This is a genomic window from Streptomyces sp. NPDC029044 (genome assembly GCF_040637495.1).
GTDB lineage: Bacteria > Actinomycetota > Actinomycetes > Streptomycetales > Streptomycetaceae > Streptomyces.
The window spans coordinates 91,986-117,801 of sequence record NZ_JBEZWN010000019.1 but is presented as its reverse complement, the minus strand read 5'-3'; the positions used below and the strand labels follow the sequence as shown (position 1 = coordinate 117,801).

Genomic DNA, 25,816 nt, shown 5'->3' with positions numbered 1-25,816 from the left:
GGCCTCCCCCCGGGGCGCCCCCCCCCGGGGGGGGGGGGGGCCCCCGGCCGCCGTGGTGAAGCGCCGGTCGCGTCAGCCCTTGGGCGGGGCCAGGGAGAACTGGTCGAGCACCGCATCGCACTTGTTGCCCTCGTTGCAGGCGAGCTCGATGGTGTTGGTGCCCTTGGTCAGGTTCACGATGGCCCAGGTCTCCTTCCAGCCCTGCTCCCAGTCGCCCTTGGGCGAGTTCCCGAAGTTGCTCATGTCCAGGGGCCGGGTGCTTGCCTTGCCGTTGATCACCAGGGTCCCGTCGGCGTCGGTGCCCGGGACGCCGTAGCGCACGTTCAGCCGGTAGCTGCCGGCCTTCTCGATGCCGTCGACCGTCCAGGTCACCTTGGCACCGACCTGGTTGAAGCCCGTCACATAGACCCCGCCGTCGGCCTTGGCGCCCTTGAACTCCGACGCCGTCGTCATGCCGGGGCTGAGCCGCAGGGCCTTCGCGTCGGTCTCCGGGAGATCCTGCTTGGCCGCTCCGGCCTTGCTGGTCGAAGGGCTCGGCTTCGACTCCTCGGACTGGGTCGGGGTCGGGCCCGGCTTGTCGGACGCGTCGTCCTTGTCCTTGTCGCCGCCCAGCATGGCCACGCCGATGCCGATGACGACCGCGGCGACCACCGCGATCGCGCCGATCAGCAGCCCCTTGGTGTTGGGGCCGCGGCCGCCCCGGCCGCCGCCGCCCGCCGGAGTGGCGTGGTGCGCCGTCTGCGCACCACCCGGCAGCGTCTCCGGCGCCGCGTAGTGCGCGTTCGGCTGGCTGTAAGAAGCCTGCTGCGGGACCTGGCCGTACGGCGCGGTCTGCGCGTTCTGCGGCTGCTGGCCGTACTGGCGCGTGCCGACCGCGCGCACCCGGTTGACCGAGTTCGGGTAGCCGTAGCCCCCGGACGGCGGCTGGGCCCCGTTGGCCTGCCCGTCGGCGTAGAGATAGCCGAACGGGTCGTCGTCCTCGGGCGTGCTCGCGCCGTTGTTGCCGGGCGTCATCCCTTGGTCTCCTCAGTCAGGTGCGGTGCATGCGGTACAGGGGTGAGTAAGCGAGCCTACCCGCTCCCAGAGACCCAAACGGGTGACTCAGACCGCATCAACTCGCTGACCAGGGCTTCACCCGGCGCGTCTGTGTTGTTTGGGACGAGATCGTTTCTCGACGTACATCCGCTCGTCAGCGGATTTCAACACTTCGTCCGCCGTCATTCCACAGTGTGCCCATCCGATGCCGAAGCTGGCGCCCACCCGGACGGCCCGCCCCTCGGCACGGATGGGCTGGATGATCTCGTTGCGGAGCCGGACCGCGAGGTCCTGGGCGTCGGCGCGGCCGAGCCCGTCGGCCAGGATGACGAATTCGTCACCCCCGAGCCGGGCGACCGTGTCCCCGTCGCGGACACCGTTGCTCAGCCGCCGGGCGACCTCGATGAGAACCGCGTCACCCGCATTGTGACCGAACCGGTCGTTGATCGACTTGAAGCCGTCGAGGTCGCAGAAGAGCACCGCGAGCCCCTTGGCGCCGTCGTCGTGGTCCCCGGCCGGGGCGACGGTGTGCACGTGGTGGTCGTAGGCGTCGTACGGCTCACCCTGCCGGAAGTCGAAGCCGGGCCCGACCGCGTCGAAGGCCGGATGGCCGTAGGCCGCGTCGACGGACTCCGCGGCGGCGTGCGGGGATGACGCGCGTTGACAGAGCCGGGCGGACAGGCGGGAGCGCAGCTCCGCGGAGTTCGGCAGGCCGGTGAGCGAGTCGTGCGAGGCGCGGTGGGCGAGCTGGAGCTCGCGGCGCTTGCGCTCCTCGATGTCCTCGACGTGGGTGAGGAGGAAACGCGGCCCGTCGGCGGCGTCCGCGACCACGCTGTTGCGCAGGCTGACCCAGACGTACGTGCCGTCACGGCGGCCGAGGCGGAGCTCCGCGCGCCCGCCCTCCGCCGAGGTGCGCAGCAGGGTGCCTATGTCCTCGGGGTGGACCAGGTCGGAGAAGGAGTAGCGGCGCATCGCCGAGGCGGGGCGGCCCAGCAGCCGGCACAGCGCGTCGTTGGTGCGCAGGATCCGGCCGTGCTGGTCGCCGCCCATCTCGGCGATCGCCATGCCGGACGGTGCGTACTCGAAGGCCTGCCTGAAGCTTTCCTCGCTCGCCCGCAGGGCCTGCTGCTCGCGCTCCAGCCGGACCAGGGCCCGCTGCATGTTGGCGCGCAGCCGGGCGTTGCTGATGGCGATGGCGGCCTGGAAGGCGTACATCTGGAGGGCCTCGCGGCCCCAGGCGCCGGGCCGGCGGCCGTTGCGCGGCCGGTCCACGGAGAGCACGCCGATCAGCTCGCCGCACTTCCCGCTGCCCTTCGGGGCGGGCGCGTACATCGGGGCGAAGAGGCGGTCGGCCGGGTGCCACTCGTCCTCGAAGCGGGGGGCGGGGCCGTCGGTGTACCACTGCGGGACGTCGTCGTCGTCGAGGACCCAGCCCTCGGTGTGCGGTATGAACACCAGGTCGCCCCAGTGCTCTCCCATGCCGAGGCGGCGCTCCCAGGACTCGCGCGATCCGACGCGGCCGGTGATGAGGGCCTCGGCGGCGGGGTTCCCGGCGAAGGCGGCGACGACGAGGTCGCCGTCCGGCCGTACGAGGTTCACGCACGCCAGCTCGTACCCGAGGGCGGCGACCACGCCCTCCGCGACGGTCTGCAATGTGTCCGCCAGGCTGCGGGCCGTGTTCATGTCGGCCATGACCTGGTGCAGTTGTCGCAGGGACGCAAGACGGACGTAGGGTTCCGACTCGGTCTCCATGCTCGCCCTCCCCCCGATTACTCGCAGCGATTCAAGGGTCTCGTCGGCGTATCGTCCTGGCAGCTTCCCAGCCACTGAATCACAGCGCGCTGCCCACTCGGTACACAGGGTCAACAATTACTGCCCCTTGTGACTCAAGTCACAGGCAAACCTGAACAATTGAGTGGAGTTTCTGCGTTCTTCACGTGCGGCTACCGAACGCAAACTTTGTCAGGTTGCGCACATGTTTTTCCTTCGTGCTCTCCGAACGGCCGCGAGGGTCCGCCGGGAGTCCTAGGACCGTGATCGGGCGGGGGTCCGATGCGGGGCGTGCGGGGTGGAGATTAGCGTTTCCGGCGTGCCGAACACTCCCGCCGCCACGTCCCCGATCATTCCGTCGCCCGCCTCCGGGCATGCTGAGGGGGTGAGCAACGACGAGTTCCGCGCCGCCATGGCCCGGCTGGCCTCGGGTGTGGTCCTGGTGACCGCGCAGGAGCCGCCGCTCGACCCGGACGACCCCACGGCGCCGGGCGGCGAGGACGTGGGCATGACCGCCACGGCCTTCATGTCGGTGTCCCTGGACCCGCCCCTGGTGCTGGTGAGCCTGCGCGAGGGCTCCCGCATGGACGAACTGCTGGAGGAGCAGGAGCTGTGGGCGGTCTCGGTCCTCTCCGAGAGCCAGCGGCACATCGCGGGCCGGTTCGCGATGAAGGGCCGGGTCAGCGACCGGCTGCTGTTCGCCGACATCCCGTACACCCGGGGCGAGTACACCGGCGCCCCGCTGGTCGGCGGCGCCCTGGCCGTCCTGGAGTGCCGCACCGAGCAGCGCGTCCCGGCGGGCGACCACACGCTGGTCATCGGCCGCGTCCTGACGGCCCGGGTGCCGAGCGCGGAGGGCGGCCCGCTGACGTACTTCCGGGGCCGATACCGGCAGTTGGGCTGAGGAAATCGTTGGCCCGGCAGCGATTCGCCCTTCTAGGGTGCGCGCATGGTCAAGAACGGCACGCACCTCGCGGAGATCACTCCCGGAAACCTGGACGCCGCGCTCGGCATCCGAGTCCGCCCCGAGCAGGAGTTCGCGGTCGCCCCGGTCGTGAAGTCCCTCGCCGAGGCCTACGTCCATCCCGGCACCGCCTGGCCCCGCCTGATCCTCGACGGCGACCGCCCGGTCGGCTTCCTGATGGCCTTCCTCGACATCGACTGGTACGAGGACGGCAGCGTCCGCCGCTCGGGCCTGTGGCGGCTCAACATCGCGGCCGGTGAGCAGGGCAGGGGCTACGGCCGGTTCGCCGTCGAGTCGGTGGCGGCCGAACTGCGCCGACGCGGCTGCGACGAGCTCTACGTGACCTGGCACCCGGGTGCCGACGGCCCGGAGAACTTCTACCTCGGCCTCGGCTTCCGGCCGAACGGGGAAACCAGCGAAGGCGAGACGGTGGGGGTGCTGAAGCTCGCCTGACCCCGACCGCTAGCCCCAGTCCCGCGCGGAGCGCCCCCGCTTCGTCTCCGAGCGCTGCTTCTTCTCCCGCAGCCGGCGTTCGTTGATGCCCCGGGGGATCCGGGTGGGTTTGCGGGGCCGGGGCGGGGGTGCGGTGGCCTCGGCCAGGAGCGCGGTGAGGCGTACGGCCGCGGCCTCGCGGTTGCGCCACTGGGAGCGGTGCTCGGAGGACCGTACGGTGACGACCCCGTCGACCAGCCGCCCGGCCAGCCGCTCCAGGGCCCGCTGCTTCCACACCGCGGGCAGCGCCTCGGTCTTCGCCAGGTCGAAGCTCAGCTCGACCTTGGAGTCACTGGTGTTGACGTGCTGCCCGCCCGGCCCCGACGACCGCGAGAAACGCCACATGAGCTCGGCCTCGGGCAGGGAGACGGAGCCGCGGATGACATGAGGACCGGACATGCCGTCCATGTTCCCGCTCCTGTCCCGTCCACGTCACCCGAATAATCGCGGGTAAAGAAAGTAAAGGACCTGGAACCTCGCGTACCCCTCTCCACGTTCATGGGGGTAGCTGTAGCTTCGGTGCCGCAGCTTCTTTGCCGCACGTAAACGAGGGAAGGGACTCCCAACAATGGCTGTAAGCCTGTCCAAGGGTGGCAACGTCTCGCTCACCAAGGAGGCTCCGGGCCTGACCGCCGTCACCGTGGGCCTCGGCTGGGACGTCCGCACCACCACCGGCACGGACTTCGACCTCGACGCCTCCGCGATCGCGGTCAACACGCAGGGCAAGGTCTACTCGGACGCCCACTTCGTCTTCTTCAACAACAAGCAGACGCCGGACAACACGATCGTCCACACCGGCGACAACCGCACGGGCGAGGGCGCCGGCGACGACGAGGCGATCAACGTCAACCTCGCCGCCCTCCCGGCCGACATCGACAAGATCGTCTTCCCGGTCTCGATCTACGACGCGGAGAACCGCTCGCAGAACTTCGGCCAGGTCCGCAACGCCTACATCCGCATCGTGAACCAGGCCGGCGGCGCGGAGATCGCCCGCTACGACCTGTCGGAGGACGCGGCCACGGAGACGGCCATGGTCTTCGGCGAGCTCTACCGCAACGGCGCGGAGTGGAAGTTCCGCGCGGTCGGCCAGGGCTACGCCTCGGGCCTGGTCGGCATCGCCCAGGACTTCGGCGTGAACGTCTGACGGACGCCTGAGCGTTTCGCGGGGAAGCCCCCCAGGCCGTACGACCGGCCCGGGGGGCTTCCCGCCCCCAGGGGCGCGGGGCTGTGCCGGTCAGCGGCTCCGCCGCGGGGCGCGACAGGCCACAGCCCATCCGCACCGGACAAGGCGCCCCGGCCCCTACGGCGGCGAAGCCCCCTCCTCCAGAGACACTCCCCGTGATCCTCGATCCCCTGCCCCCGGCCGCCCTGGGCGATCCGCTGCTCGCGGAGCTGACCGCCCTCTACGCCTCCAAGTCCGCGTTCCACCGCCTCACCGGTGACTTCCCCGACCCGGAGGACATCCGCCCCGAGCAGGTCGCCGCCGCGCTGGCCGAGGAGCGGGAGCCACCCGGCACCGAGATCCTGCTCGCCCGCGACTCCGGCCGTCTGACCGGCATCGCCGTCACCCTCGCCCACCACCCCGACCCCGCCGACCCGGACCCATGGATCGGCCTGCTGATGGTCGACGCGAGCCTGCACGGGCAGGGCCACGGCCGCCGCCTGGCCGCCCTCGTGGAGGACCGCTTCCGCGCGGCCGGCCGCACCGCCGCCCGCCTGGCCGTCCTGGCGAACAACCAGAAGGCCATGGCCTTCTGGACCGCCCTGGGCTACGAGGTCCTCGACCAGCGTGCGGACCTCGGGATGGGGCGCCCCTGCACCGTCCTCCGCAAGGAACTGACCATGCCGTGAGGCCTCAGGGCCGCTCCGGCCTGCCCTCCCCGTACAGCCAGTCCTCCCAGACGCCCTCCAAGTCCGCCCCGGGCGCCTGTTTCTCGGCGTAGGCCGTGAAGTCGGCGGTGTCGGCGTTGCCGTACCGGTACTCGGCCGCCCACCCCTTGAGGAGGGAGAAGAACCGGTCGTCCCCGACCACCTGCCGCACCTTCTGGAGCACCATCGCCCCCCGGAAGTACACCGGCGGGTCGGAGATCCGCGCGGCGCCCGGCGGGTCGGCCGGTGGGAACTCCCAGATCTCCTCCCCCTCCTCCTCCGTGCCGAAGTGCTCACCCGAGTACAGCGCGTCGAAGGTCTCCTGCGCGCTCTCCCCGCCGTGGTCCTCCTCCCACAGCCACTCCGCGTACGTCGCGAAGCCCTCGTTGAGCCACATGTCCCGCCAGCTCTCCGGCGAGACCGAGTCGCCGTACCACTGGTGGGCCAACTCGTGGACGAGGAGCGTGATGTCGGGCGCCCCGGGGAACACCGGCCGGCTCTGGGTCTCCAGCGCGTAGCCGACGGACGTGGCGCTGTCGACGATCGCGCCCGTGGAGGAGAAGGGGTACGGCCCGAACCGCCGCTCGGCCCACCGCAGCACCTCGGGCAGCCGCCCCAGCACGGGCCGGCTCGCCGCCGCCTCGGCCGGGTCGACGGCCGTGTACACGGGCAGGTGCCCCGCCGTGGACCGGCTGACGGAGAAGCGGCCGATCGCGACCGTCGCGAGGTAGCTCGCCATCGGCTGTGCCATGTGCCAGGTGGACGTCGTCCGCCCCCGGGCGGTCGTCTCGCTCCGCAACTCCCCGTTGGACACGGCCCGCAGCCCCTCCGGGACGGTCACCGTGAGGTCGTACGCCGCCTTGTCGGAGGGGTGGTGGTTGCCGGGGAACCATGCCATCGACCCCGTCGGCTCGCCCAGCGCGAGCGCCCCGTCCGTGGTGCGCAGCCAGCCTTCCCGGGAGCCGTCCGGGTCCGTGACGGTCTCGGGTGCGCCCGCGTAGCGGACCGTCACGCTGAACGTCGCGTCCCGGTCGACGTCTTCCCGCGGGCGGACGGTGAGCTCCTGCCCGGCGCGGTTCCAGCGGGCCGTCTCGCCGTCGACGGTGATCTTCTCGACCTCCATGCCGAGCAGGTCGAGGTTGAAGGCGGAGAGGTCCTTCGTCGCGCGGGCGGTGAGGGTGGCCGTGCCGGTGAGGTGGTGGGCGCCGGGGTCGTAGGCGAGGCGCAGGCCGTAGTGGGAGACGTCGTAGCCGCCGTTGCCCGCCTTCGGGAAGTAGGGGTCGCGGACGCCGGAGCCGCCCGGGGTGCCGTGCACTCCGCCGCCGCACGCGGTGAGGAGGAAAGCGGAGGCGAGCAGAGCGGAGACGGGCAGGGCGGAGGCGAGCAGAGCGGAGACGGGCAGCGCGGGGGCGGGCGGGGTGGCTGGGGACGGGGTGGGGACGGGCAGGGTGGGGACGGACAGGGTGGGGACGGACAGGGTGGGGACAAGGCGTACAGATCGGGCCACGGACGCGATCCTACGGGCGCGTGACACCATCACCTCCGTGCTCGACATCGGCTACGCCCTCTCCAACCGCTTCCCCGACCCGCCGCAGACCGACTACCGCCGCGCGGACGTCCGGGCGCTGCGGCACGACCTGTTCTGCGGGGACGTCTACCTGGCGGACACCAAGACCGATCACGAGGTGTCCACAGCCTGGGGATGGGTGCCGGTGCTCGACTTCGCTTGGGCGCTGTGCGACATCGTGGAGCGGATCGACCGGGACCCGGCGGGTTCGCGGGCCTCCCGGCCGCAGCGGGCGGAACTGGACTTCACCGAGTCGACGGACCGGATGCTGTTCGAGCGCCGCTTCGGCTGGGTGGACATCGAGGCCGACTGGATGCGCGCGGAGGAGCCCGCCCTCACCGTCTCCCACAGCGAACTGCGCCGCGAGGCACGGGACTTCCTGCACGACCTGATCGCCGACCTCACCGACCTGCACGACGACCTCGCGGAGAACCCGGCGATCTGGACCCTCCAGGCCCGCTTCCCCCGCCTGCCCTGAACGCCCCCTGAACGCCGCCCCGGTCAGCCCTCCACGCGGATCCCCCACTGCGCGGCCAGCGCGGGTGCCAGGTCCAGCAGCTGCGCCGTGCTGATCACCGCCCCCGACAGCCGGTCCAGCCCGCGGCCGATCTCCAGGGAAGCGGCGCCGCGCAGGTCGACGTCCGTCAGGGTCGCCGCATGGAAGTCGGCGCCCTTCAGCGCGCAGTCCACGAACTCCACGCGCTCCAGGCGGGCACCGCCGAAGTCCGGCTCGACCAGGACGCAGCCCTCGAAGACGACGTCTCTGAGGCGGGCCGTGCGCAGGTTCAGATAGTCGATCTTGCCGCCGCGGATCAGCACCCGCTCCAGCACCGCCCCGTGCAGCTGCGGTCCGCCGAGCCGGGCATCGGTCAGCTCCACGTCGCGCAGGGTCGCCTCGGCGAGGTCGGTGCCGACGCCGCGCACGCCCGTGAAGGTGGAGTCCAGGACGCGGGCGTGCCGCAGCCGGGTCTCGTCCAGCGCGCAGCCCGTCAGCGCGCAGTCCATGAAGCGGGCGCCCGAGCCGTCCTGCCCGGTGAGGTCGGTCTCCCGGAAGTCCAGCCCGTCGTAGTCCCCGTCCGGCTCCAGTCCACCGCCCTCGTACGGCTCCAGCACCGGCAGCCGCACCTCCGGTCGCCGCGCGCCCTTCACACCCGTACCGCCCGCCGCTCTCCTCGCCATGCGCCCATGCTGCACCCCACCACTGACAACCGACCATGACCCGCCCCTGACCTGCGCGGACACCGGTGATGTCACATTCCGGCGCCCCCGATCGGTCGTACGGGCAGAAGGCAGCCCCGACCCGAGGGAGAACCACAGTCATGCACCGCATCACCGTCATCGGCGGCGGCTTCGCCGGACTGACCGCGGCCATCACCGCTGCCGAGGCGGGCGCCAGGGTCACCCTGCACGAGGCCCACCACACGCTCGGCGGCCGGGCACGCACAGCCGAGGGCCCGTACCGCACCAACGAGGGCCCGCACGCCCTCTACAACGGCGGCCCGCACTGGGCCTGGCTCAAGCAGCGCGACCTCATCGGGCCGCTCGCCCCGCTGCCGCCCCTGGAAGCGGCCCGGCTCCGGCTGCGGCACCAGGGGGTGCTGCGCCGCACCCCGCCCTTCGCGATGCTGAAACTGCTGCGCCGGACGGGCCGGCAGGCACCCGTCGACGCCGACTTCCTGACCTGGGCGACCGGCATCGCGGGCGAGGAGGGGGCCCGGGCCGCCGCCCACTACTCGGCGGTCGCCCTGTTCCACCACGACCCCGGGTCGCTGTCGGCCGCGTTCGTGCAGGAGCGGCTGCGCCGCGCCACCAAGCTGCCGCCCGAGGCGCACTACCCGCGTGGCGGCTGGGCGAGCCTCATCGACCGGATGGCCGCCCGCGCCTGGAACCTTGGCGTCCGGATGGAGACGCTGTCCCGCGTCGACACGCTCCCCACCGACACGCCGGTCGTCGTCGCCACCTCCCTCGACGCCGCCCGCCGTCTGCTCGGCGACGACTCCCTGACCTGGCCGAGCGGCCGTACCGCCCTCGTCGACCTGGCCGTGCGCACCCGGCGCGGCGACGCCTTCGCGGTCTCCGACCTGGACGCGCCCGGCTGGCTCGAACGGTTCACCGCCCAGGACCGCAGTCTCGCCCCGGCCGGCGAGCAGCTGATCCAGGGGCAGATCCCCATCGCCCCGCACGAGTCGAAGGCCGACGGCGCCGCCCGCGCCGAGCAGTTGCTCGACCTGGGCTTCCCGGGCTGGCGCGAACGGCTCACCTGGCGGCGCGAGTCGGTGGCGAACGGCCGTACGGGCGCGGTCGACCTCCCCGGCACCAGCTGGCGCGACCGGCCGGCCGTAGACCGGGGCGACGGGGTCTACCTCGCCGGTGACCAGGTCGCGGCCCCCGGCGTGCTGTCGGAGGTGTCCTTCAACAGCGCCCTGACGGCGGTCTCCCTGGCCCTCGGCCGGCACGAGCTTGACCTCAAGCAAGCTTGAGGTTGAAGACTGCTCGCACCGAACGCCCTTACAGAGGAGTCGCCATGCACGCCGTCCGCCTGCACGCCTTCGGCCCGGCCGAGAACCTCGGCTACGAGCGGGTCGAGGACCCCCTGCCGGGACCGGGCCAGGTCCGTATCGCCGTCCGCGCGGCGGGCGTCCACCTCCTGGACGCCGCCCTGCGCGAGGGCATGCGGGGCGGCCCGGCGGCCGAGCCGACGCCGCTGCCGACCATCCCCGGCCGCGAGGTCGCCGGTGTCGTCGAGTCCCTGGGCGAGGGCGTGGCCGAGGTGTGGCGCGGCAAGCCGGTCGTCGCCCACCTCGGCTTCGTCCCGGGCGGCTACGCCGAGCTGGCCGTCACCGAGGTCGAGCGTCTGCACGAGATCCCCGCGAACCTGGACTTCGCCGAGGCCGTCGCCATGATCGGCACGGGCCGTACGGCGATGGGGATCCTCCAGTTCGCCGACCTCGGCCCCGACTCCGTGGTCGTCGTCCCGGCGGCCGCCGGAGGCCTCGGCACCCTCCTGGTGCAGTACGCCAAGAACGCCGGGGCGATGGTCGTGGGCCTCGCGGGCGGGCCGGAGAAGACCGCCCGGGTGCAGGCGGGCGGCGCCGACCTCGCCGTCGACTACAAGGACCCCGCCTGGCCCGCGAAGGTCCGTGCGCACCTCGGCGGCCGTACCGCGACCGTCGTCTTCGACGGCGTCGGCGGCGACATCGCCCGCGAGGCCGTCGCCCTCCTCGGCCCGGGCGGCAGGCACATCGTCTTCGGCTGGTCCGGCGAGGGCATCCGGGACGGGGGCCCCTACCTCGTCGAAGGCGTCTCCGAGGAGGTCCTCGGCCCGGTGATGCTGGGGAAGACCGGCGGACCCGACCCCGTCCGCACCCTGGAACTGCGCGCCCTCACCGAGGCCGCAGCAGGCCGGCTCACCCCGGCGGTGCAGCGCTTCCCGCTCGCCGAGGCCGCGGCGGCGCACCGGGCGCTGGAGACGCGGGGCACGATCGGAAAGGTGGTCCTGGAGCCCTGACCGGCCCCGGCGACCAGGCTGGTGCGCGCCGGCAAAATCGCATGCCCCACCCGGCGCGCCCCACTACCGTGCCGAGGGTGATCGACATTCCCCGGGAACTGGCGGCATCACAGGAGAAGTTCAACGGAGAGGCGGGCCGCGTCTTCATCGCCGGACTGCCGGAGCAGTCGGCCCGCTTCCTCGACCACTGGGACCTCAGCCCCGACGGACCGCCCATGCACGGCGTCTCCGCCCTGGTCATCCCGGTCATCCGGACCGCCGACGGCACCCCGGCGGTCCTCAAGCTCCAGATCCTCGACGAGGAGAGCGAGGGCGAGCCGGTCGCGCTGCGCGCCTGGAACGGCGACGGAGCCGTCCGTCTCCTCGACCACGACGAGCCCACCGGCACCATGCTGCTGGAACGCCTCGACCAGAACCGCATGCTGTCCCACGTGCCGGACGCCCACGAGGCCGTGGTCACCATCGCCGAGCTCCTGGCCCACCTCACGTCGTTCCCGGCCCCGCTCGGCATGCGCCGCCTCGGCGACATCGCCCGCGGCATGCTCGACCAGACGTCCTGGGCCCTGGCCCGCATCCCCGACCCGGAATCCCGCCGCCTGGTCTCCGACTGCGCGGCCGCGCTGCGCGAGGTCGTGGACGAGCCGGGCGACCGTCTCCTCCACTGGGACCTGCACGACGAGAACGTCCTCGCCTCCGACCGCGCCCCCTGGCTCGCGATCGACCCCAAGCCCCTCGCGGGGGACCCCGGCTTCGAACTGTGGCCCGCCCTCGACAACCGCTACGACCCCGACGACATCCTCTGGCGCTTCGACGCCATGACCGACATCCTCGCCCTGGACCGCCCCAGGGCCCGCGCCTGGACCCTCGCCCGCCTCCTCCAGAACACCCTGTGGGACATCGAGGACGAACGTCCCGTCGACGACGCCCAGTTGGAGATCGCCCGACGCCTGCGCGGTCGGGGCCGCTGATACGGGAGGGGCAGCGAGCAGCCCGGGCCGCGGTACCCCCTCGTCGTACCGCGGCCCGGTGCCGGTCCGTCAGAAGCAGGGCCTGGACACGTTGCCCACCTCGTTGCCCTTGAGCAGGCCGCCCCAGATGTAGTTGCCGTCCGAGAGCAGCACCCACTTGTCGTGGCTGATGCCGTTGGCGGTGACCGGACCGCCCACGAGCCAGCATTCGGCGCTGAGGCTCTGGTTCGGTGCGACCGTGTAGGCGATCCGGTAGCCCACCGCCGGGCCGACCCGCACATTGCCGTTGATCCAGGTGACGACCGTCTGACTGGCACGCACGGTCGCGGCGGCCCGCTCGGTCTGCTGGTCCGGCGCGGCGGCCGCCGGAGCCGCCGTACCGGCCCCGACGAGGACCGCCGCGGCCGCCGCCGTCATGAGCTTGATCCTCGAACGTGTGGTGAAACGCTGCATCGTCGTCCGTCTCCTTCGATCACGCGCAACTCGCTGCCTGTGCTTCCATGTACGCCACCTGTACGCACGGCACGGCAGTCGGGTTGCAGCGGATTCGGAATTCTTTTCCCGGACTTCCGGGCGAGGACCACACGGGGGCGCAACGGGGCATGACCGAGGAGGAGTTCGACATCTTCTACGCCTCGGCCTTCCCGCGGCTGGTCGGGCGGGTCTACGCCGTGACGGGGGATCTGGCGGAGGCGCAGGACGTCGTCCAGGAAGCGTTCGTGCGCGCCTGGGACCGACGGCGCGAGATGCTGACCGACGAGGCGCCGGAGGCGTGGGTGCGTACGGTCGCGATACGGCTCGCGGTCAGCCGCTGGCGTCGTGCCCGGCGCTGGCTGGAACTGGTGCGCCACCACGCCGCCCCCGAGCATGTCCCGGGACCCGGCCCGGAGCACACCGCGCTGGTCCAGGCCCTGCGCAGGCTGCCGCAGGCACAGCGCACCGCGATCGTCCTGCACCATTTGTGCGACCTGAGCGTGGAACAGGTGGCCTCCGAGACCGGCGCCGCCGTGGGAACGGTGAAGGCCCGCCTGTCACGCGGCAGGGCCGCGCTCGCCGTGCATCTCGACCCCGGGCGGAACAGCGGTGAGAAGGAGGGTGACCGTGTCCGATGACCTCTCCGACCTTCTGCACGAGGTCGCCGACCGGCATCGTGCCGCCCCGTCGGTGCCGGCGCGGGAGATCAGGCGGCTGGCCGAGCGCCGGGGACGCCGGCGCCGCGCGATGTACGCGGGCGGGGCCGCCGCCGTCGCACTGGCCCTCGCCGGTGGCCTGGCGGTGGCGTTCACCGGTCACGACGACGCCCGCCCCGCACCACCCGCCGCCGTGAGCGCCAGCGCACCACCACGGCCGTCACCGCCACAGCAGCACGCGACGGCGACGGTCGACCTCACGCGACACGAACTCGCCCTGTCCGGGCGCCGGTTGCCCGTCTCCGGCGGCACCGCACAGCATCCGACTCCGACCGGCCGGATGACCGTCGTCGCCAAGTACCCCGAACGGCGCCTGCCGGGTGCGACCGTCGGCCTGGGCGAGGAGTACGACGTCGCCATGCGCTGGGTGGTCGAGCTACGGGCCGCCGACGGCACGACCAACTACCTCGTCGCCCTGACCTTCAACGAGCAGGCCCCCGGCGAGCGCGACGTCACACACGGCTGGATCGGCCTGCGCTCGGCGGATGCGAAGTGGTGCTACGAGCTGCTGAAGCCCGGCGACGTCGTCCGCATCAACCGCACAGGCCCGTCCCCAGACTGACGGCGAACACACAAAGCCCCAGGTCAGAGAAGCCTGACCTGGGGTTTCAGCAGAGCCCCCTGTCGGATTCGAACCGACGACCTACGCATTACAAGTGCGTTGCTCTGGCCAGCTGAGCTAAGGAGGCGGGTGCCGTGCGCCGGGTTGTCGTGCGCGAGGGCGGCACCACTGTACACAGAGCCCGTTACGCCGAGCCACGAAGTTCCGTCCGGGCGGGCTCCCCGGCCAGCTCGTAGGCGAAGCGATACGCCACCGTCGTCTCACCATGGCGTGCGGTGAAGTCGCCCTTTCCGGTGAGGCCGGTCAGCTCCCCGCTCCCCGACCCCGGCACCACCTCGAAGGTGCAGTGGACGGCGCCGTCCTCGCCGAAGAATCCCCACTCCTCGACAGCGAAACTCCCCTCACGGCCCTCGACGCGGCCGGTGAGGAGTTCCATGCCGCTGAAGGAGCCGGTCTTCGCGGTGACGTAGACGATCGAGTACTCGCAGGTCGTCCCGGCCGCCTCGATGCCGCCCGTGAAGGTGTTCCGGACGGAGGCGTGGGCGAGGCGGGGGTTCGCGTCCTCGCCGGGGGCGATCACGCGTTCCTGCCAGTCGGCGAAGGTGAAGTGACCGTTGGTGGTGACGATGCTGGTGGTGCCGGGCATGGGTGGTCCTCTCGGTCGGGCTGGTGTCCTCCGACCAGCTTGGACGCCGTACCTGACATCTCCTGTCAGGTACGGGACGTACGCCGGGACAATGGCCCCATGCGCGCCGACCGGCTCCTCTCCCTGCTCCTGCTGCTCCAGAACCGCGGGCGGATGACCGCACCCGAGCTCGCCGCCGAGCTGGAGGTGTCGGTGCGGACGGTCTACCGGGACGTCGAGGCGCTGGGGGCGGCCGGTGTGCCGGTGTGCGCCGACCGGGGGCCCGAGGGCGGCTACCGGCTGGTCGAGGGGTACCGGACGCGGCTGACCGGTCTGACCGACGCCGAGGCCGGTTCGCTGTTCCTCGCCGGGATGCCCGGGCCGGCCCGGGACCTGGGTCTTGGGGCCGTCCTGGCCAGCGCCCAGCTGAAGGTCCAGGCGGCCCTGCCCGCCGAGCTGTCCGCGCAGGCGCGGCGCGTCCAGGAGCGGTTCCATCTGGACGCCCCCGCCTGGTTCCGGGAGGCCGACCCGGTGCCGTGCCTGGAGGCCGTGGCGGCGGCCGTGTGGGAGCGGCGGACCCTGCGGCTGCACTACCGGCGCTGGCGCGGCGAGGTGCGCCGGGAAGTGCGGCCACTGGGGCTCGTCCTGAAGGGCGGCATCTGGTACCTGGTGGCCCTCGCGGAGGAGGCCGTACGGACCTACCGGGTCTCGCGCGTGCTGGACGTGGAGGAGACGGGGGACGTCTTCGAGCGGCCCGCCGGGTTCGACCTGGCCGCCTACTGGGCCGAGTCCTCCCGGCGTCTGGAGGCCGCTCTGCAGCAGGACACCGCCCGACTGCGGATCTCACCGCGGGCGCGGAAGCTGCTGCCGATGCAGTTCGGCGCGGCGGGCGTACGGGCCCTGGGCAGCGCGGGCCCGCCCGACGGGGAGGGCTGGGTGGAGGTGGAGCTGACCGTGGAGTCGGAGGCGGTGGCCGTGGGCGATCTGCTCCGGCTCGGCGTGGAGGCGGAGGTGCTCGGCCCTCCCGGGCTCCGGCAGGCCGTGGCCCGGGCGGCGGCGGTGCTCGCGGACCGTTACGGGGAAACGGAAACCAACAGGTCCGGTCAGCCGTAACGTGCCGCTTCGAAAATTTCCGCGAAGTTCACAGGCCCGGAACTACTGACAGACGTGTGAACGCCAGGTACCGTCCTGAGCCAGTTCACACGCGTGGACTACACCACAACGGAATCACCGTCGTGGCACCGCCTTCCTACTCGGATCGTCCGGCACGTTCCTGCCGGTAGAAGGGGTTCATTCACCATGGCCACTGTCTCGTTCGACAAGGCGACCCGGATCTACCCGGGTTCCACCAAGCCCGCCGTCGACGCGCTGGAGATCGACATCGAGGACGGCGAGTTCCTCGTCCTCGTCGGCCCCTCCGGCTGCGGCAAGTCCACCTCGCTCCGCATGCTCGCGGGCCTGGAGGACGTCAACGGCGGCGCCATCCGCATCGGCGACCGCGACGTCACGCACCTGCCGCCGAAGGACCGGGACATCGCCATGGTGTTCCAGAACTACGCGCTCTACCCGCACATGACCGTCGCCGACAACATGGGCTTCGCGCTCAAGATCGCCGGCGTCAACAAGGCGGAGATCCGGCAGAAGGTCGAAGAGGCCGCGAAGATCCTCGACCTCACCGAGTACCTGGACCGCAAGCCGAAGGCCCTCTCCGGCGGTCAGCGCCAGCGTGTCGCCATGGGCCGCGCCATCGTGCGTGAGCCCCAGGTCTTCCTCATGGACGAGCCGCTGTCGAACCTGGACGCCAAGCTCCGTGTGTCCACGCGTACGCAGATCGCCTCGCTCCAGCGGCGCCTGGGCATCACCACCGTCTACGTCACCCACGACCAGGTCGAGGCCATGACGATGGGCGACCGCGTGGCGGTCCTCAAGGACGGTCTGCTCCAGCAGATCGACACCCCGCGCAACATGTACGACAAGCCCGCGAACCTCTTCGTCGCCGGCTTCATCGGCTCCCCGGCGATGAACCTCGTCGAGGTGCCGATCACCGACGGCGGCGTGAAGTTCGGCAAGTCGGTCGTGCCGGTGCAGCGTGACGCGATCGCCGCCGCCACCGACAAGACCGTCACCGTCGGCGTCCGCCCCGAGCACTTCGACGTGGCCGGCCCGGACGTCGAGCAGGGCCTGGCCGTCACCGTCAACGTCGTCGAGGAGCTCGGCGCCGACGCGTACGTCTACGGCACCGCCAAGGTCGGCGACGACTCCAAGGACCTCGTCGTCCGCGTCAGCGGCCGTGACGTCCCGGAGAAGGGCAGCCAGCTGCACATCGTGCCCCGCTCCGGCGAGACCCACGTGTTCTCGACGTCGACCGGTGCACGCCTGTCCGACTGATCAACCAGCGAACGCACAACCCCGGGTGAATCACCCAGGTTGACGAAGAGGGCCCCGCGGCGCGCCGCGGGGCCCTTTCCGTTGTCGACAAAAACCCCGGCAGACCGGACGTTTCGAGCTGTGTGCGTCAACCCCCTACCCGGAAAGTGGGACTCTCTCATCCCCCGAACCGGTGACTAAATGTCTACAAACCATTACCGGGCGCTACCCTCACACGCGTGAAGCACTCCATGAACCAACAGACGCGACGCGGCCGGGGCCCCGCCCGCCGGATCGGCCGCACCCTCGCTTTCGTCCTGCCCGTCGTCCTGGTGCTCTCCGGGACCCTCGCGGTCACCCGAGTCAACTGGTCGGGGAACTCCACCGACCCGGTGCTCACCGCCGCGGACACCTCCGTGGGCAGCCCCCGGGCCGCCAAGCGCGCCCCCCAGGACATCCTGCGCGACAAGCTGCTGACGGAACTCCAGGAAGAGGACCCGGGCGTCGCCCTCACCCACCTTCAGCAGGCCGTCAACGGCCGCCCGTCGCTGGCGAAGCACTGCGCGTCCATCGCGCGCGCCCTCGGCCAGGCCGCCGTCCGGGTCTACGGCCCGACCCGCGCCCAGTCCTACGCGCGCCCGGTGTGCGACACCGCCTTCGCCACCGGCGTCGCCGCCGCGCACAGCTGAGCGCACCGCCCTGCCACCGGGTGGGAAGTCCCTGACGTCCGGCGCCGGAACGATCGTCGGCCGCTGCCGCGGGCGGGACGCCACGTACAGTTCGTTCTCATGAGCGATCCGAGCGCCGCGTCCCGCCCCGTTCAAGCCGTCGTTCTGGCCGGTGGCCAGGGCTCCCGGCTGCGTCCGTACACCGACGACCGGCCCAAGCCGATGGTCGAGATCCCCGGGACCGGGACGCCGATCATCGGCCATCAGCTGTCCTGGCTCGCCGACGAGGGTGTGACGGACGTCGTGGTCTCCTGCGGCCACCTCGCCGAGGTCCTCCAGAAGTGGCTGGAGACGGCCGAGTTGCCCGTCTCCGTCACGACGGTCGTCGAACCGGAGCCGCTCGGACGCGGCGGCGGCCTCAAGTACGCCGCGGCGCATCTCCCCCACCCCGACCAGCCCTGGTACGCGACGAACGGGGACATCTGGACCCGGTTCTCGCTGCGGGACATGGCCGACTTCCACGCCGAGCGGGACGCCGTGGCGACGCTGGCGCTGGCGCGGCCCCGGCTGCCGTGGGGAGCGGTGCAGACCGACGGGTTCGGGCGTATCACCGACTTCATCGAGGCGCCGCCGTCGACGTTCGAGATCAACGCCGGCGTGTACGTCTTCTCCCCCGAGTTCGCCGGGCTGCTGCCGCACCGAGGGGACCACGAGCGGACGACGTTTCCGCATCTGGCCCGTGAGCGGCGCCTGGCCGGGTTCACGATCCCGCAAGGGTCGTACTGGCGGGCCATCGACACGGCGAAGGATCTGACGGAGGCGGCGAAGGAATTGGCGGCGGGGCGCTAGCCGCGGTCTGCCGTGTGCGGTGTGCGGTGTGTTTCGGCCGCGGGCCCGTCGTGGTCGCTCGCGCAGTTCCCCGCGCCCCTTCAAGGACGTGCCCCCGGCATGCCGAGCGGCCGCGGGCCCGTTGTGGTTGCTCGCGCAGTTCCCCGCGCCCCTTCAAGGGCGTCTGCACCCCCAGGCGTCGACAGGTGCCCCCGGCATGCCGAACGGCCGCGGGCCCGTTGTGGTTGCTCGCGCAGTTCCCCGCGCCCCTTCAGGGACGTCTGCACCCCCAGGCGTCGACGGGTACCCCCTGAATGCCGAGCGGCCGCGGGCCCGTTGTGGTTGCTCGCGCAGTTCCCCGCGCCCCTTCAAGGGCGTCTGCACCCCAGGCGTCAACAGGTGCCCCCTGAATGCCGGGCGGCCGCGGGCCCGTTGTGGTTGCTCGCGCAGTTCCCCGCGCCCCTTCAAGGGCGTCTGCACCCCAGGCGTCAACAGGTGCCCCCGGCATGCCGGGCGGCCGCGCCGGCCCGTCGTGGTCGGTCGCGCGGTTCCCCGCGCCCCTGGAGGGTCTCTCCCTTGCGCGCCAGAAGGCCCCGCACCTTCCGGTGCGGGGCCCTTCTGGCGCTTGGGGCGGGGCTAGCCCAGCAAGCCGCCCACCAGGCCCGGGCGGCCCGTGGAGGAGCCGCCGCCGCCCGTGCCGCCGGTCGAGCCCGTGCCGCCCGTGGCGGTGCCGCCGCCGGAGGTCGGGCCGGTCGTGGTGCTGGGGACCTGGTTCTCCGGGGTGGACTGCTGGGGCGGGGCCTGGCCCGCGGTGCCCTGGGTCTGGCTGGGCGAGCCGCCGGTGACGGTGCCGGTGTCCCGGGTGGCGTCCGGCCGGGTCGTGGTGCCCGCGCTCGGGCTCGCGGAGCCGGCCGTGGCGCCCTGGGTGGGCGAGGAGGAGGCCGACGGCGTCCGCTTCTCCTTGCGCTTGCCGGGCTCACCCGGGAGCGGGGAGCCGGGCAGCTCGTTGCGCGGGGCCTCGCCGGGACCCGGGACGACGACCCGGTCGGCGTCGCGGACGGCACCGCCGAGCAGCGAGCCGACGAGCAGGGTGACGCCGGTGGCGATGGCGGTGACGAGGGCGCCGCGACGCAGGACGTAGCGGCGCAGGTCCCAGATGTCGGCGCGGGGGCCGAGACGGCGCCAGGCGCTGCCGGCCAGCCGGCCGTCGACGGAGTACACGGGGGCGCCCGCGATGATCAGCGGCGACCAGGCGGCGAGGTAGATGATGTCGGGCGTCTCGTAGGCGGGGACGCTCTTCCAGCTGACCGTGACCAGCAGCGCGGCCGACAGCAGGGCGCCCAGACAGGCGGCGACGCGCTGCCAGCAGCCCAGCACCGTCAGGACGCCGACGATGACCTGGGCGAAGGCGATGACCAGCCCGGCGCCGACCGGGTGCTCCAGGGCGAACTGGCGCAGCGGCTCGGCGACTTCCCACGGGTGCAGCGTGTTGAGCCACTTGACCATGGAGCCACGCTTGCCGCCTTCGAAGTAGACGGGGTCGCACAGCTTGCCCATGCCGGCGTAGATGGAGATGAAGCCCAGGAAGACGCGCAGCGGGAGCAGGACGACGCCGAGGTTCATCCGGCGGCCGGGGTAGTAGGCGTGCCGGGCCGGGTCGTCGCCGTGCCGCTTGGCCCGCCGTCCGGTGTCGTCCGCGCCGGGGGCGGACTCCTCGAACTCGCCGTCCCCGTAGGCAGGTTCGCCGTACGCCGGTTCGTCGTAGGCGCTGCCGACGGTGCGCATGGGCGGCAGCAGCCGGGTGCCGTCGCCGGGTTCGTGGGTGCGCTGGGGGCCGACGACCGGGGTCTCGACGGTCTGGACGAGGTCGTCCTCGTAGCCGCCGTCCTCGTAGCCGGTGCCGCTGTAGCCGGCGCCGCCGTAGCCCGCGCCCTGGTACCCGGGGTCGTCGTAGCCCGGGCCCACGCGGGAGATGACCTGGGTGGCCCCCGTGTCGGAGGCGGGCTCGTCGGCGTGGCGGACGCTCTCGTGCCGCACGGCCTGAAGGAGCCGGTGCGCGCCGGTGTCGTCGGGGGCGGATCTGCCGCTCCAGACGACGGGCCGGCGGCGGGCGGTGGCCCCGTCCGCCCCGCCCCCCACCTGGGGGATGCGGGCGGTGTCCTCGGTGGCGGTCAGGTGCCGTGCGACCCGGGGGGACTGGACGCGACGCGTCGAGACGCCCAACTGCACGCGGAAACTCGCGTGATTGACGATGACCTGCGCCGGGTCGCTCGGCACCTTCACCATGCTCAGCGCGGGAGCGTCGTCGAGTCCCGACGAGCGGTCCCCCGTGGGTGTGCGGGGTGTTCTGGTGTCCACACTCATCTAACCGAGTGACGTCGCGTTAGGACACTGCTTTGACCCGCCGGATCTGTCCGGACCCCGTCAAGCTTGTCCTCGTCGCCCCGTTGACACCGGAATTACCCCGCACGGGTGAAGTTCCGGACGCTTGTTCAGCGGCGTCGGCGGGCCGCCTCGTACAGCACGATCCCCGCCGCCACACCGGCGTTGAGCGACTCGGCGCCGCCCGGCATCGGGATCCGCACCCGGACGTCACAGGTCTCCCCGACCAGCCGGGACAGCCCCTTGCCCTCGCTGCCGACGACGATGACGACCGGGCCGTCCAGCGCCGGAAGCTCGCCGAGCTCGGCCTCGCCGTCGGCGGCCAGGCCGACGACCGTGATGCCGGCCTTCTTGTACGCCTCCAGGGCCCGGGTGAGGTTGGTGGCCCGGGCGACCGGGGTACGGGCCGCCGTACCGGCGGACGTCTTCCAGGCACCGGCCGTCATACCGGCCGCACGGCGCTCGGGGACGACCACGCCGTGACCGCCGAAGGCGGAGACGGAGCGGACGACCGCGCCCAGGTTGCGCGGGTCGGTGACGCCGTCGAGGGCGACGATCAGCGGGTCCACGCCCTCGTCGTAGGCGGCGGCCGCCAGGTCCTCGGGGTGGGCGTACTCGTACGGCGGGACCTGGAGGACCAGGCCCTGGTGGTTGAGACCGTTGGTCATCCGGTCCAGCTCGGGGCGCGGGGCCTCCATGAGGTTGATCCCGCCGCGCTCGGCGGCGACCTGGAGGGCCTCGCGCACCCGCTCGTCGTTGTCGATGAACTGCTGGACGTAGAGCGTGGACGCCGGGACGCCCTCGCGCAGCGCCTCCAGGACCGGGTTGCGTCCGACGACCAGCTCGGACGTGCCCTTGCCGCCACGGCCGCGCACGGTGGGCCGGCGCACGGCCTGCTTCGCCTTGGCGTTGGCGACACGGTTCTTCTTGTGCCCCTTGCGCATCTCGGCGGGCGGGGTGGGGCCCTTGCCTTCCAGGCCCCGGCGCCGCTGGCCGCCACTGCCGACCTGCGCGCCCTTCTTGCCGGACATGCGGCGGTTGTTGGCTGCCATGACCTACCTGTCTCTGCTGTCGCCGTGAGGCGGTGAAGTGTGTACGTCTGTGAAGTGTGCCGCCCGGAGGCCCGGGCGGCACAGTCGAGCAGCCCGTGGGGCTGGTCTCAGCGCGGGCCGAGGCTCCATCGCGGCCCCTGCGGGCTGTCCTCGATGACCAGACCGGACTGGCCCAGCTGGTCGCGGATGGCGTCCGCGGTGGGCCAGTCCTTGCGGGCCCGGGCGGCCTCGCGCTGGTCCAGCACCATGCGGACGAGCGTGTCGACCACGCCGTGCAGGTCTTCGCCGCGGTCGCCCTCCCCGGCCCACTGGGGGTCCAGCGGGTCGAGGCCGAGCACTCCGAGCATCGCGCGGACCTCGGCGAGCCGGGCCACGGCTGCTTCCTTGTCGTCGGCGGCCAGGGCGCTGTTGCCCTGCCGGACGGTGGTGTGCACCACGGCGAGCGCCTGCGGCACGCCCAGGTCGTCGTCCATGGCCTCGGCGAAGGCGAGCGGCACCTCGGGGGCGGGCTCGACGACGCCGGCCTTCTCGACCACGCGCTGCACGAAGCCCTCGATCCGCGCGAACGCCGACTCGGCCTCGCGCAGTGCCTCCTCGCTGTACTCGATCATCGAGCGGTAGTGCGGGGTGCCGAGGTAGTAGCGCAGCACGATGGGCCGCCAGCGCTTGACCATCTCACTGACCAGCACCGAGTTGCCGAGCGACTTGGACATCTTCTCGCCGCTCATGGTGACCCAGGCGTTGTGCACCCAGTACCGCGCGAACTCGTCGCCGTAGGCCTTGGCCTGGGCGATCTCGTTCTCGTGGTGCGGGAAGACCAGGTCGAGGCCGCCGCCGTGGATGTCGAAGGCGGTCCCGAGGTACTTGTGGGCCATCGCCGAGCACTCCAGGTGCCAGCCGGGACGGCCGCGGCCCCAGGGCGTCTCCCAGTCGGGTTCGCCGGGCTTGGTGGCCTTCCACATGGCGAAGTCGCGCGGGTCGCGCTTGCCCGAGACGCCCTCGTCGGGCTGACGCAGGTCGTCGATGTCCTGGTTGGACAGCGCCAGGTACTCCGGGAAGGAGCGGACGTCGAAGTAGACGCTGCCGTCGGCGACGTAGGCGTGCCCGCGCTCGATGAGACCGCGCATCATCTCGACCATCTCGGTGATGTGGCCGGTGGCGCGCGGCTCGTAGGTCGGGGGCAGGCAGCCCAGCGCCTGGTAACCGTCGTTGAACGCGCGCTCGTTCTCGTAGCCGATGGCCCACCAGGGGCGGTTCTGGTCGGCCGACTTGACGATGATCTTGTCGTCGATGTCCGTCACGTTCCGCACGAACGTGACGTCGTAGCCGCGGTACTCGAACCAGCGGCGCATGATGTCGAAGTTCAGTCCGGAACGGATGTGCCCGATGTGCGGGGCGGCCTGCACGGTGGCACCGCACAGGTAGATCGAGACGCAACCCGGCTTGAGCGGGGAGAAGTCACGGATCTGCCGGGCGCTGGTGTCGTACAGGCGAATAGTCACCACTCCAGGGTAGTGGGCCCCGGGGTGTGCATCAGGACCTTCCCCTCGGGGTGCGCATATTCGTGACATTGGCAACGGGTACGCCCCGGACGCCTGCCCTCAGCCCGCGCGCACCACCAGCGCCGTGGCCACCGCCATCAGCCCTTCGTCCCGGCCGGGGAAGCCGAGGCCGTCCGTCGTCGCGCCCGACACCGACACCGGGGCCCCGGCCGCCTCGGACAGGAGCTTCTGCGCCTCGTCCCGGCGCTTGCCGATCTTCGGCCGGGGTCCCACCACCTGTACGGCGATGTTGCCGATCCGGAAGCCCGCCTCGCGCACGATGCGCGCGGCCTCCGTCAGGAGGGTGACCCCGGAGGCGCCCGACCACTCGGGGCGGCCCGTGCCGAAGTGCTGCCCGAGGTCGCCGAGGCCGGCGGCGGAGAAGAGGGCGTTGCAGGCGGCGTGGGCGACGACGTCCGCGTCGGAGTGACCGGCCAGGCCCGGGCCCTCGCCCTCCCACTTCAGGCCGGCGCACCACAGCTCGCGGCCCTCCTCGAAGGCGTGGATGTCGGTGCCGATGCCGACCTGGGGCAGGACGGGCTGGTCAGAAGCCATCGTTGAGCCTCCTGCGGGCCAGGACCGCCTCGGCGAGGACCAGGTCCAGGGGGCGGGTGACCTTGAAGGCCTCCTCGTGACCGGGGACGGCCACGACCGTGAGGCCGAGCTGCTCGACCATGCCGGCGTCGTCGGTGACCTCGCCCGTGACCGTCTCGTGCGCCCGGACCAGCGTGGCCCGGTCGAAGCCCTGCGGGGTCTGCACCGCCCGCAGCAGGGCGCGCTCCGGCGTGGCGACGACCGGCTCCGGCTCGCCGGGGGTGCCGGCGGGCTCGACCTGCTTGACGGTGTCGGCCAGCGGCAGCGCCGGGACCACGGCCGGTGCGCCGTCGCGTACGGCCTCGATCACCGCGTCGACCGTGTCCACCGGCACCAGCGGCCGGGCCGCGTCGTGGACCAGCACGATGTCGTGGCCGGACGGCAGCGCGTCCAGGCCGAGCTTCACCGACTCCTGGCGGCTCTGCCCGCCCGGGACGACGAGGAAGTCCGTCCGCTCGGGCAGCGCGTGCGCGTCGAGCAGCGACCTGACCTCGGCGGCGCCCTCGGGCGGTGCCACGACGACGACCAGGGAGACGGCGCGGGAGGCGGCCATCGCGCGGACCGCGTGGATCAGCATGGGCGTGCCGCTCAGCGCCCGCAGCGCCTTGGGGGCACCCGGGCCGAGCCGGACACCGCGGCCGGCGGCCGGGATCACGGCTGCCGTACGGGCCGCCGGGGGGCCGGCGGACGGCGAGGGACGCGAATCGTCAGACATCGGTTCCTGTCAGGTTTGTGTGCTGGCCTGGCGTGGGTATGGCCTGGAGGAGTGCCGGGCGCGACGCGCTCGACCGGACCCTTCCGTGACGCTGGTCGAGCCGGCTGCCCGGGCCCGGCACGCCAAACACCGGGGCGTGAGTGATAACACATCCCGGGGCGGTGGCGCATCGGCGTCGGAGTACGAACATGCCGCAGCGCCCGGCGACGGAGAATTCGTCATCGGGCACCGCGGCATTTCGATGTGCAGGCGCGCGCTTCATACGCGGAGCGCTGGACGACCGGCTTCGCCTCAGGAGGCGAGAACCTCGTCGAGCAGGGCTTCGGCCTTGTCCTCGTTGGTGTTCTCCGCGAGGGCCAGCTCGCTCACCAGGATCTGGCGGGCCTTGGCGAGCATGCGCTTCTCACCGGCGGAGAGTCCACGCTCGCGCTCACGACGCCACAGGTCACGCACCACTTCCGCGACCTTGATGACATCGCCCGAGGCGAGCTTCTCCAGGTTTGCCTTGTATCGACGGGACCAGTTCGTGGGCTCCTCGGCGTACGGCGCGCGCAGCACCTCGAAGACCCGGTCCAGCCCGTCCTGACCGACCACATCACGCACGCCGACGAACTCCGCATTGTCCGCTGGCACACGTACCGTCAGGTCGCCCTGGGCGACCTTCAGCACCAAGTAGGTCTTGTCCACGCCTTTGATCTGGCGAGTTTCGATGGCCTCGATCAGCGCGGCCCCGTGATGGGGATAGACCACGGTGTCGCCAACCTTGAACGTCATGTGACAGGTACCCCTTCCGTGGCTATCCAGGGTAACACGGAAATCGCGGGTTCTGAATGGCGTTTTCGCAGGTCAGGGCGTATCTCGGGGCTTGACAACTCCGACAGGAACGTGCTTCGGACAGGGAGTGGAAGAAGGTATTCGCAGGTGGGAGCGGCTCTCCGGGGTGAGCGAAACGCGTACGGTACACGCATCCGGAGCATCCTCCAGAGGGACGAACATCCCCATATGTCTGGTTCCGTATGATCGACTTCCGCTACTCCGTTCGGCGGCCCGAGCCGGGTTCCGGTCGAATCCGGAATTGATCACGAGGCCCCCGGACGGGTGGTCGGTGATCAATTCCGG

General features: G+C 72.0%; 27 protein-coding genes and 1 tRNA gene. 14 read left to right on the top strand and 14 right to left on the bottom strand.

What is annotated here, in order from left to right:
• Positions 1–72: 72 nt before the first annotated feature.
• Together AB0E85_RS18270 and cdgB are read right to left on the bottom strand one after the other, a co-directional pair.
• Positions 73–1,014, bottom strand: a complete 942-nt coding sequence (locus AB0E85_RS18270; protein WP_361927910.1) for a CBM35 domain-containing protein — start codon at positions 1,012–1,014, stop codon at positions 73–75.
• Positions 1,015–1,131: 117 nt separating this feature from the next.
• Positions 1,132–2,787 (bottom strand): diguanylate cyclase CdgB, encoded by a 1,656-nt coding sequence (gene cdgB, locus AB0E85_RS18265; RefSeq protein WP_361927907.1) that lies wholly within the window; start codon positions 2,785–2,787, stop codon positions 1,132–1,134.
• A gap of 337 nt (positions 2,788–3,124) precedes the next feature.
• Between cdgB and AB0E85_RS18260 the strand changes: the two genes are divergently transcribed.
• Both AB0E85_RS18260 and AB0E85_RS18255 read left to right on the top strand, forming a co-directional pair.
• A complete protein-coding gene (locus tag AB0E85_RS18260; RefSeq protein WP_361927905.1) occupies positions 3,125–3,709 on the top strand; it encodes a flavin reductase family protein in 585 nt (194 codons plus the stop codon).
• Between the two features lie 45 nt (positions 3,710–3,754).
• The gene (locus AB0E85_RS18255) at positions 3,755–4,222 is read left to right on the top strand and encodes a GNAT family N-acetyltransferase (protein ID WP_361927902.1); all 468 of its coding nucleotides are present in this window, start codon (positions 3,755–3,757) and stop codon (positions 4,220–4,222) included.
• A 9-nt stretch (positions 4,223–4,231) separates the two neighbouring features.
• Here the strand turns inward: AB0E85_RS18255 and arfB are convergent, their stop codons facing one another.
• Positions 4,232–4,669, bottom strand: a complete 438-nt coding sequence (gene arfB / locus AB0E85_RS18250; protein WP_361927900.1) for an alternative ribosome rescue aminoacyl-tRNA hydrolase ArfB — start codon at positions 4,667–4,669, stop codon at positions 4,232–4,234.
• Positions 4,670–4,829: 160 nt separating this feature from the next.
• Here arfB and AB0E85_RS18245 point away from each other — a divergent pair, with 160 nt between their 5' ends.
• On the top strand, positions 4,830–5,405 hold the full coding sequence (locus AB0E85_RS18245; RefSeq protein ID WP_030829245.1) for a TerD family protein: 576 nt from the start codon (positions 4,830–4,832) through the stop codon (positions 5,403–5,405).
• Between the two features lie 194 nt (positions 5,406–5,599).
• Positions 5,600–6,112, top strand: coding sequence for a GNAT family N-acetyltransferase (locus tag AB0E85_RS18240; protein ID WP_361927897.1), 513 nt, complete (start codon positions 5,600–5,602; stop codon positions 6,110–6,112).
• 4 nt (positions 6,113–6,116) lie between these two features.
• Here the strand turns inward: AB0E85_RS18240 and AB0E85_RS18235 are convergent, their stop codons facing one another.
• The gene (locus AB0E85_RS18235; protein ID WP_361927929.1) at positions 6,117–7,517 is read right to left on the bottom strand and encodes a M1 family metallopeptidase; all 1,401 of its coding nucleotides are present in this window, start codon (positions 7,515–7,517) and stop codon (positions 6,117–6,119) included.
• Between the two features lie 157 nt (positions 7,518–7,674).
• Between AB0E85_RS18235 and AB0E85_RS18230 the strand changes: the two genes are divergently transcribed.
• Positions 7,675–8,175, top strand: a complete 501-nt coding sequence (locus AB0E85_RS18230) for a hypothetical protein (protein WP_184561072.1) — start codon at positions 7,675–7,677, stop codon at positions 8,173–8,175.
• Between the two features lie 23 nt (positions 8,176–8,198).
• On the opposite strand, the gene AB0E85_RS18225 is transcribed toward AB0E85_RS18230, so the two are convergent.
• Positions 8,199–8,876 carry a pentapeptide repeat-containing protein gene (locus AB0E85_RS18225; RefSeq protein ID WP_361927894.1) on the bottom strand — a complete coding sequence of 226 codons (678 nt, stop codon included), beginning with the start codon at positions 8,874–8,876 and terminating at the stop codon, positions 8,199–8,201.
• A gap of 140 nt (positions 8,877–9,016) precedes the next feature.
• Between AB0E85_RS18225 and AB0E85_RS18220 the strand changes: the two genes are divergently transcribed.
• From AB0E85_RS18220 to AB0E85_RS18210, 3 genes are all read left to right on the top strand, one after another.
• On the top strand, positions 9,017–10,177 hold the full coding sequence (locus tag AB0E85_RS18220; RefSeq protein WP_361927892.1) for an FAD-dependent oxidoreductase: 1,161 nt from the start codon (positions 9,017–9,019) through the stop codon (positions 10,175–10,177).
• A gap of 44 nt (positions 10,178–10,221) precedes the next feature.
• On the top strand, positions 10,222–11,205 hold the full coding sequence (locus AB0E85_RS18215; RefSeq protein ID WP_361927889.1) for a zinc-binding dehydrogenase: 984 nt from the start codon (positions 10,222–10,224) through the stop codon (positions 11,203–11,205).
• Positions 11,206–11,282: 77 nt separating this feature from the next.
• On the top strand, positions 11,283–12,173 hold the full coding sequence (locus AB0E85_RS18210) for an aminoglycoside phosphotransferase family protein (RefSeq protein ID WP_361927886.1): 891 nt from the start codon (positions 11,283–11,285) through the stop codon (positions 12,171–12,173).
• Positions 12,174–12,242: 69 nt separating this feature from the next.
• Here AB0E85_RS18210 and AB0E85_RS18205 read toward each other — a convergent pair whose 3' ends face one another.
• On the bottom strand, positions 12,243–12,626 hold the full coding sequence (locus AB0E85_RS18205; RefSeq protein ID WP_361927883.1) for a hypothetical protein: 384 nt from the start codon (positions 12,624–12,626) through the stop codon (positions 12,243–12,245).
• 149 nt (positions 12,627–12,775) lie between these two features.
• Here AB0E85_RS18205 and AB0E85_RS18200 point away from each other — a divergent pair, with 149 nt between their 5' ends.
• Both AB0E85_RS18200 and AB0E85_RS18195 read left to right on the top strand, forming a co-directional pair.
• Complete coding sequence (locus tag AB0E85_RS18200; RefSeq protein WP_361927880.1) at positions 12,776–13,285, top strand: SigE family RNA polymerase sigma factor; 510 nt, start codon at positions 12,776–12,778, stop codon at positions 13,283–13,285.
• Positions 13,275–13,925 carry a L,D-transpeptidase gene (locus AB0E85_RS18195; protein ID WP_361927878.1) on the top strand — a complete coding sequence of 217 codons (651 nt, stop codon included), beginning with the start codon at positions 13,275–13,277 and terminating at the stop codon, positions 13,923–13,925. The genes AB0E85_RS18200 and AB0E85_RS18195 overlap by 11 nt, the downstream gene beginning before the upstream one ends.
• Before the next feature lie 53 nt (positions 13,926–13,978).
• Here AB0E85_RS18195 and AB0E85_RS18190 read toward each other — a convergent pair.
• Positions 13,979–14,052: transfer RNA gene (locus tag AB0E85_RS18190), tRNA-Thr, on the bottom strand.
• A gap of 57 nt (positions 14,053–14,109) precedes the next feature.
• Positions 14,110–14,571, bottom strand: coding sequence for a DUF3224 domain-containing protein (locus tag AB0E85_RS18185; RefSeq protein WP_361927875.1), 462 nt, complete (start codon positions 14,569–14,571; stop codon positions 14,110–14,112).
• Positions 14,572–14,670: 99 nt separating this feature from the next.
• On the opposite strand from AB0E85_RS18185, the gene AB0E85_RS18180 reads away from it, so the two are divergent.
• The 4 genes from AB0E85_RS18180 to AB0E85_RS18165 all read left to right on the top strand — a co-directional run bounded on the left by AB0E85_RS18180 (position 14,671) and on the right by AB0E85_RS18165 (position 18,434).
• Positions 14,671–15,663, top strand: a complete 993-nt coding sequence (locus AB0E85_RS18180) for a WYL domain-containing protein (protein ID WP_361927873.1) — start codon at positions 14,671–14,673, stop codon at positions 15,661–15,663.
• 186 nt (positions 15,664–15,849) lie between these two features.
• Entirely contained in the window at positions 15,850–16,938 is a 1,089-nt protein-coding gene (ugpC, locus tag AB0E85_RS18175) for a sn-glycerol-3-phosphate ABC transporter ATP-binding protein UgpC (protein WP_361927871.1), read from the top strand.
• 218 nt (positions 16,939–17,156) lie between these two features.
• Positions 17,157–17,606, top strand: coding sequence for a hypothetical protein (locus AB0E85_RS18170; RefSeq protein ID WP_107456790.1), 450 nt, complete (start codon positions 17,157–17,159; stop codon positions 17,604–17,606).
• Positions 17,607–17,705: 99 nt separating this feature from the next.
• Complete coding sequence (locus tag AB0E85_RS18165; protein WP_030849188.1) at positions 17,706–18,434, top strand: nucleotidyltransferase family protein; 729 nt, start codon at positions 17,706–17,708, stop codon at positions 18,432–18,434.
• A 615-nt stretch (positions 18,435–19,049) separates the two neighbouring features.
• Here the strand turns inward: AB0E85_RS18165 and AB0E85_RS18160 are convergent.
• From AB0E85_RS18160 to AB0E85_RS18135, 6 genes are all read right to left on the bottom strand, one after another.
• The gene (locus AB0E85_RS18160; RefSeq protein ID WP_361927868.1) at positions 19,050–20,777 is read right to left on the bottom strand and encodes a DoxX family membrane protein; all 1,728 of its coding nucleotides are present in this window, start codon (positions 20,775–20,777) and stop codon (positions 19,050–19,052) included.
• A 128-nt stretch (positions 20,778–20,905) separates the two neighbouring features.
• A complete protein-coding gene (gene rlmB, locus AB0E85_RS18155) occupies positions 20,906–21,847 on the bottom strand; it encodes a 23S rRNA (guanosine(2251)-2'-O)-methyltransferase RlmB (RefSeq protein ID WP_361927865.1) in 942 nt (313 codons plus the stop codon).
• 107 nt (positions 21,848–21,954) lie between these two features.
• Positions 21,955–23,349: a cysteine--tRNA ligase gene (gene cysS / locus AB0E85_RS18150; RefSeq protein WP_361927863.1), complete on the bottom strand. Its 1,395-nt coding sequence runs from the start codon at positions 23,347–23,349 to the stop codon at positions 21,955–21,957.
• A 99-nt stretch (positions 23,350–23,448) separates the two neighbouring features.
• Complete coding sequence (ispF, locus tag AB0E85_RS18145) at positions 23,449–23,943, bottom strand: 2-C-methyl-D-erythritol 2,4-cyclodiphosphate synthase (protein ID WP_062927607.1); 495 nt, start codon at positions 23,941–23,943, stop codon at positions 23,449–23,451.
• Entirely contained in the window at positions 23,933–24,697 is a 765-nt protein-coding gene (gene ispD / locus AB0E85_RS18140; RefSeq protein ID WP_361927859.1) for a 2-C-methyl-D-erythritol 4-phosphate cytidylyltransferase, read from the bottom strand. The genes ispF and ispD overlap by 11 nt, the downstream gene beginning before the upstream one ends.
• Positions 24,698–24,988: 291 nt before the next feature.
• Positions 24,989–25,471 (bottom strand): CarD family transcriptional regulator, encoded by a 483-nt coding sequence (locus AB0E85_RS18135; protein WP_003953493.1) that lies wholly within the window; start codon positions 25,469–25,471, stop codon positions 24,989–24,991.
• Positions 25,472–25,816 lie beyond the last annotated feature (345 nt).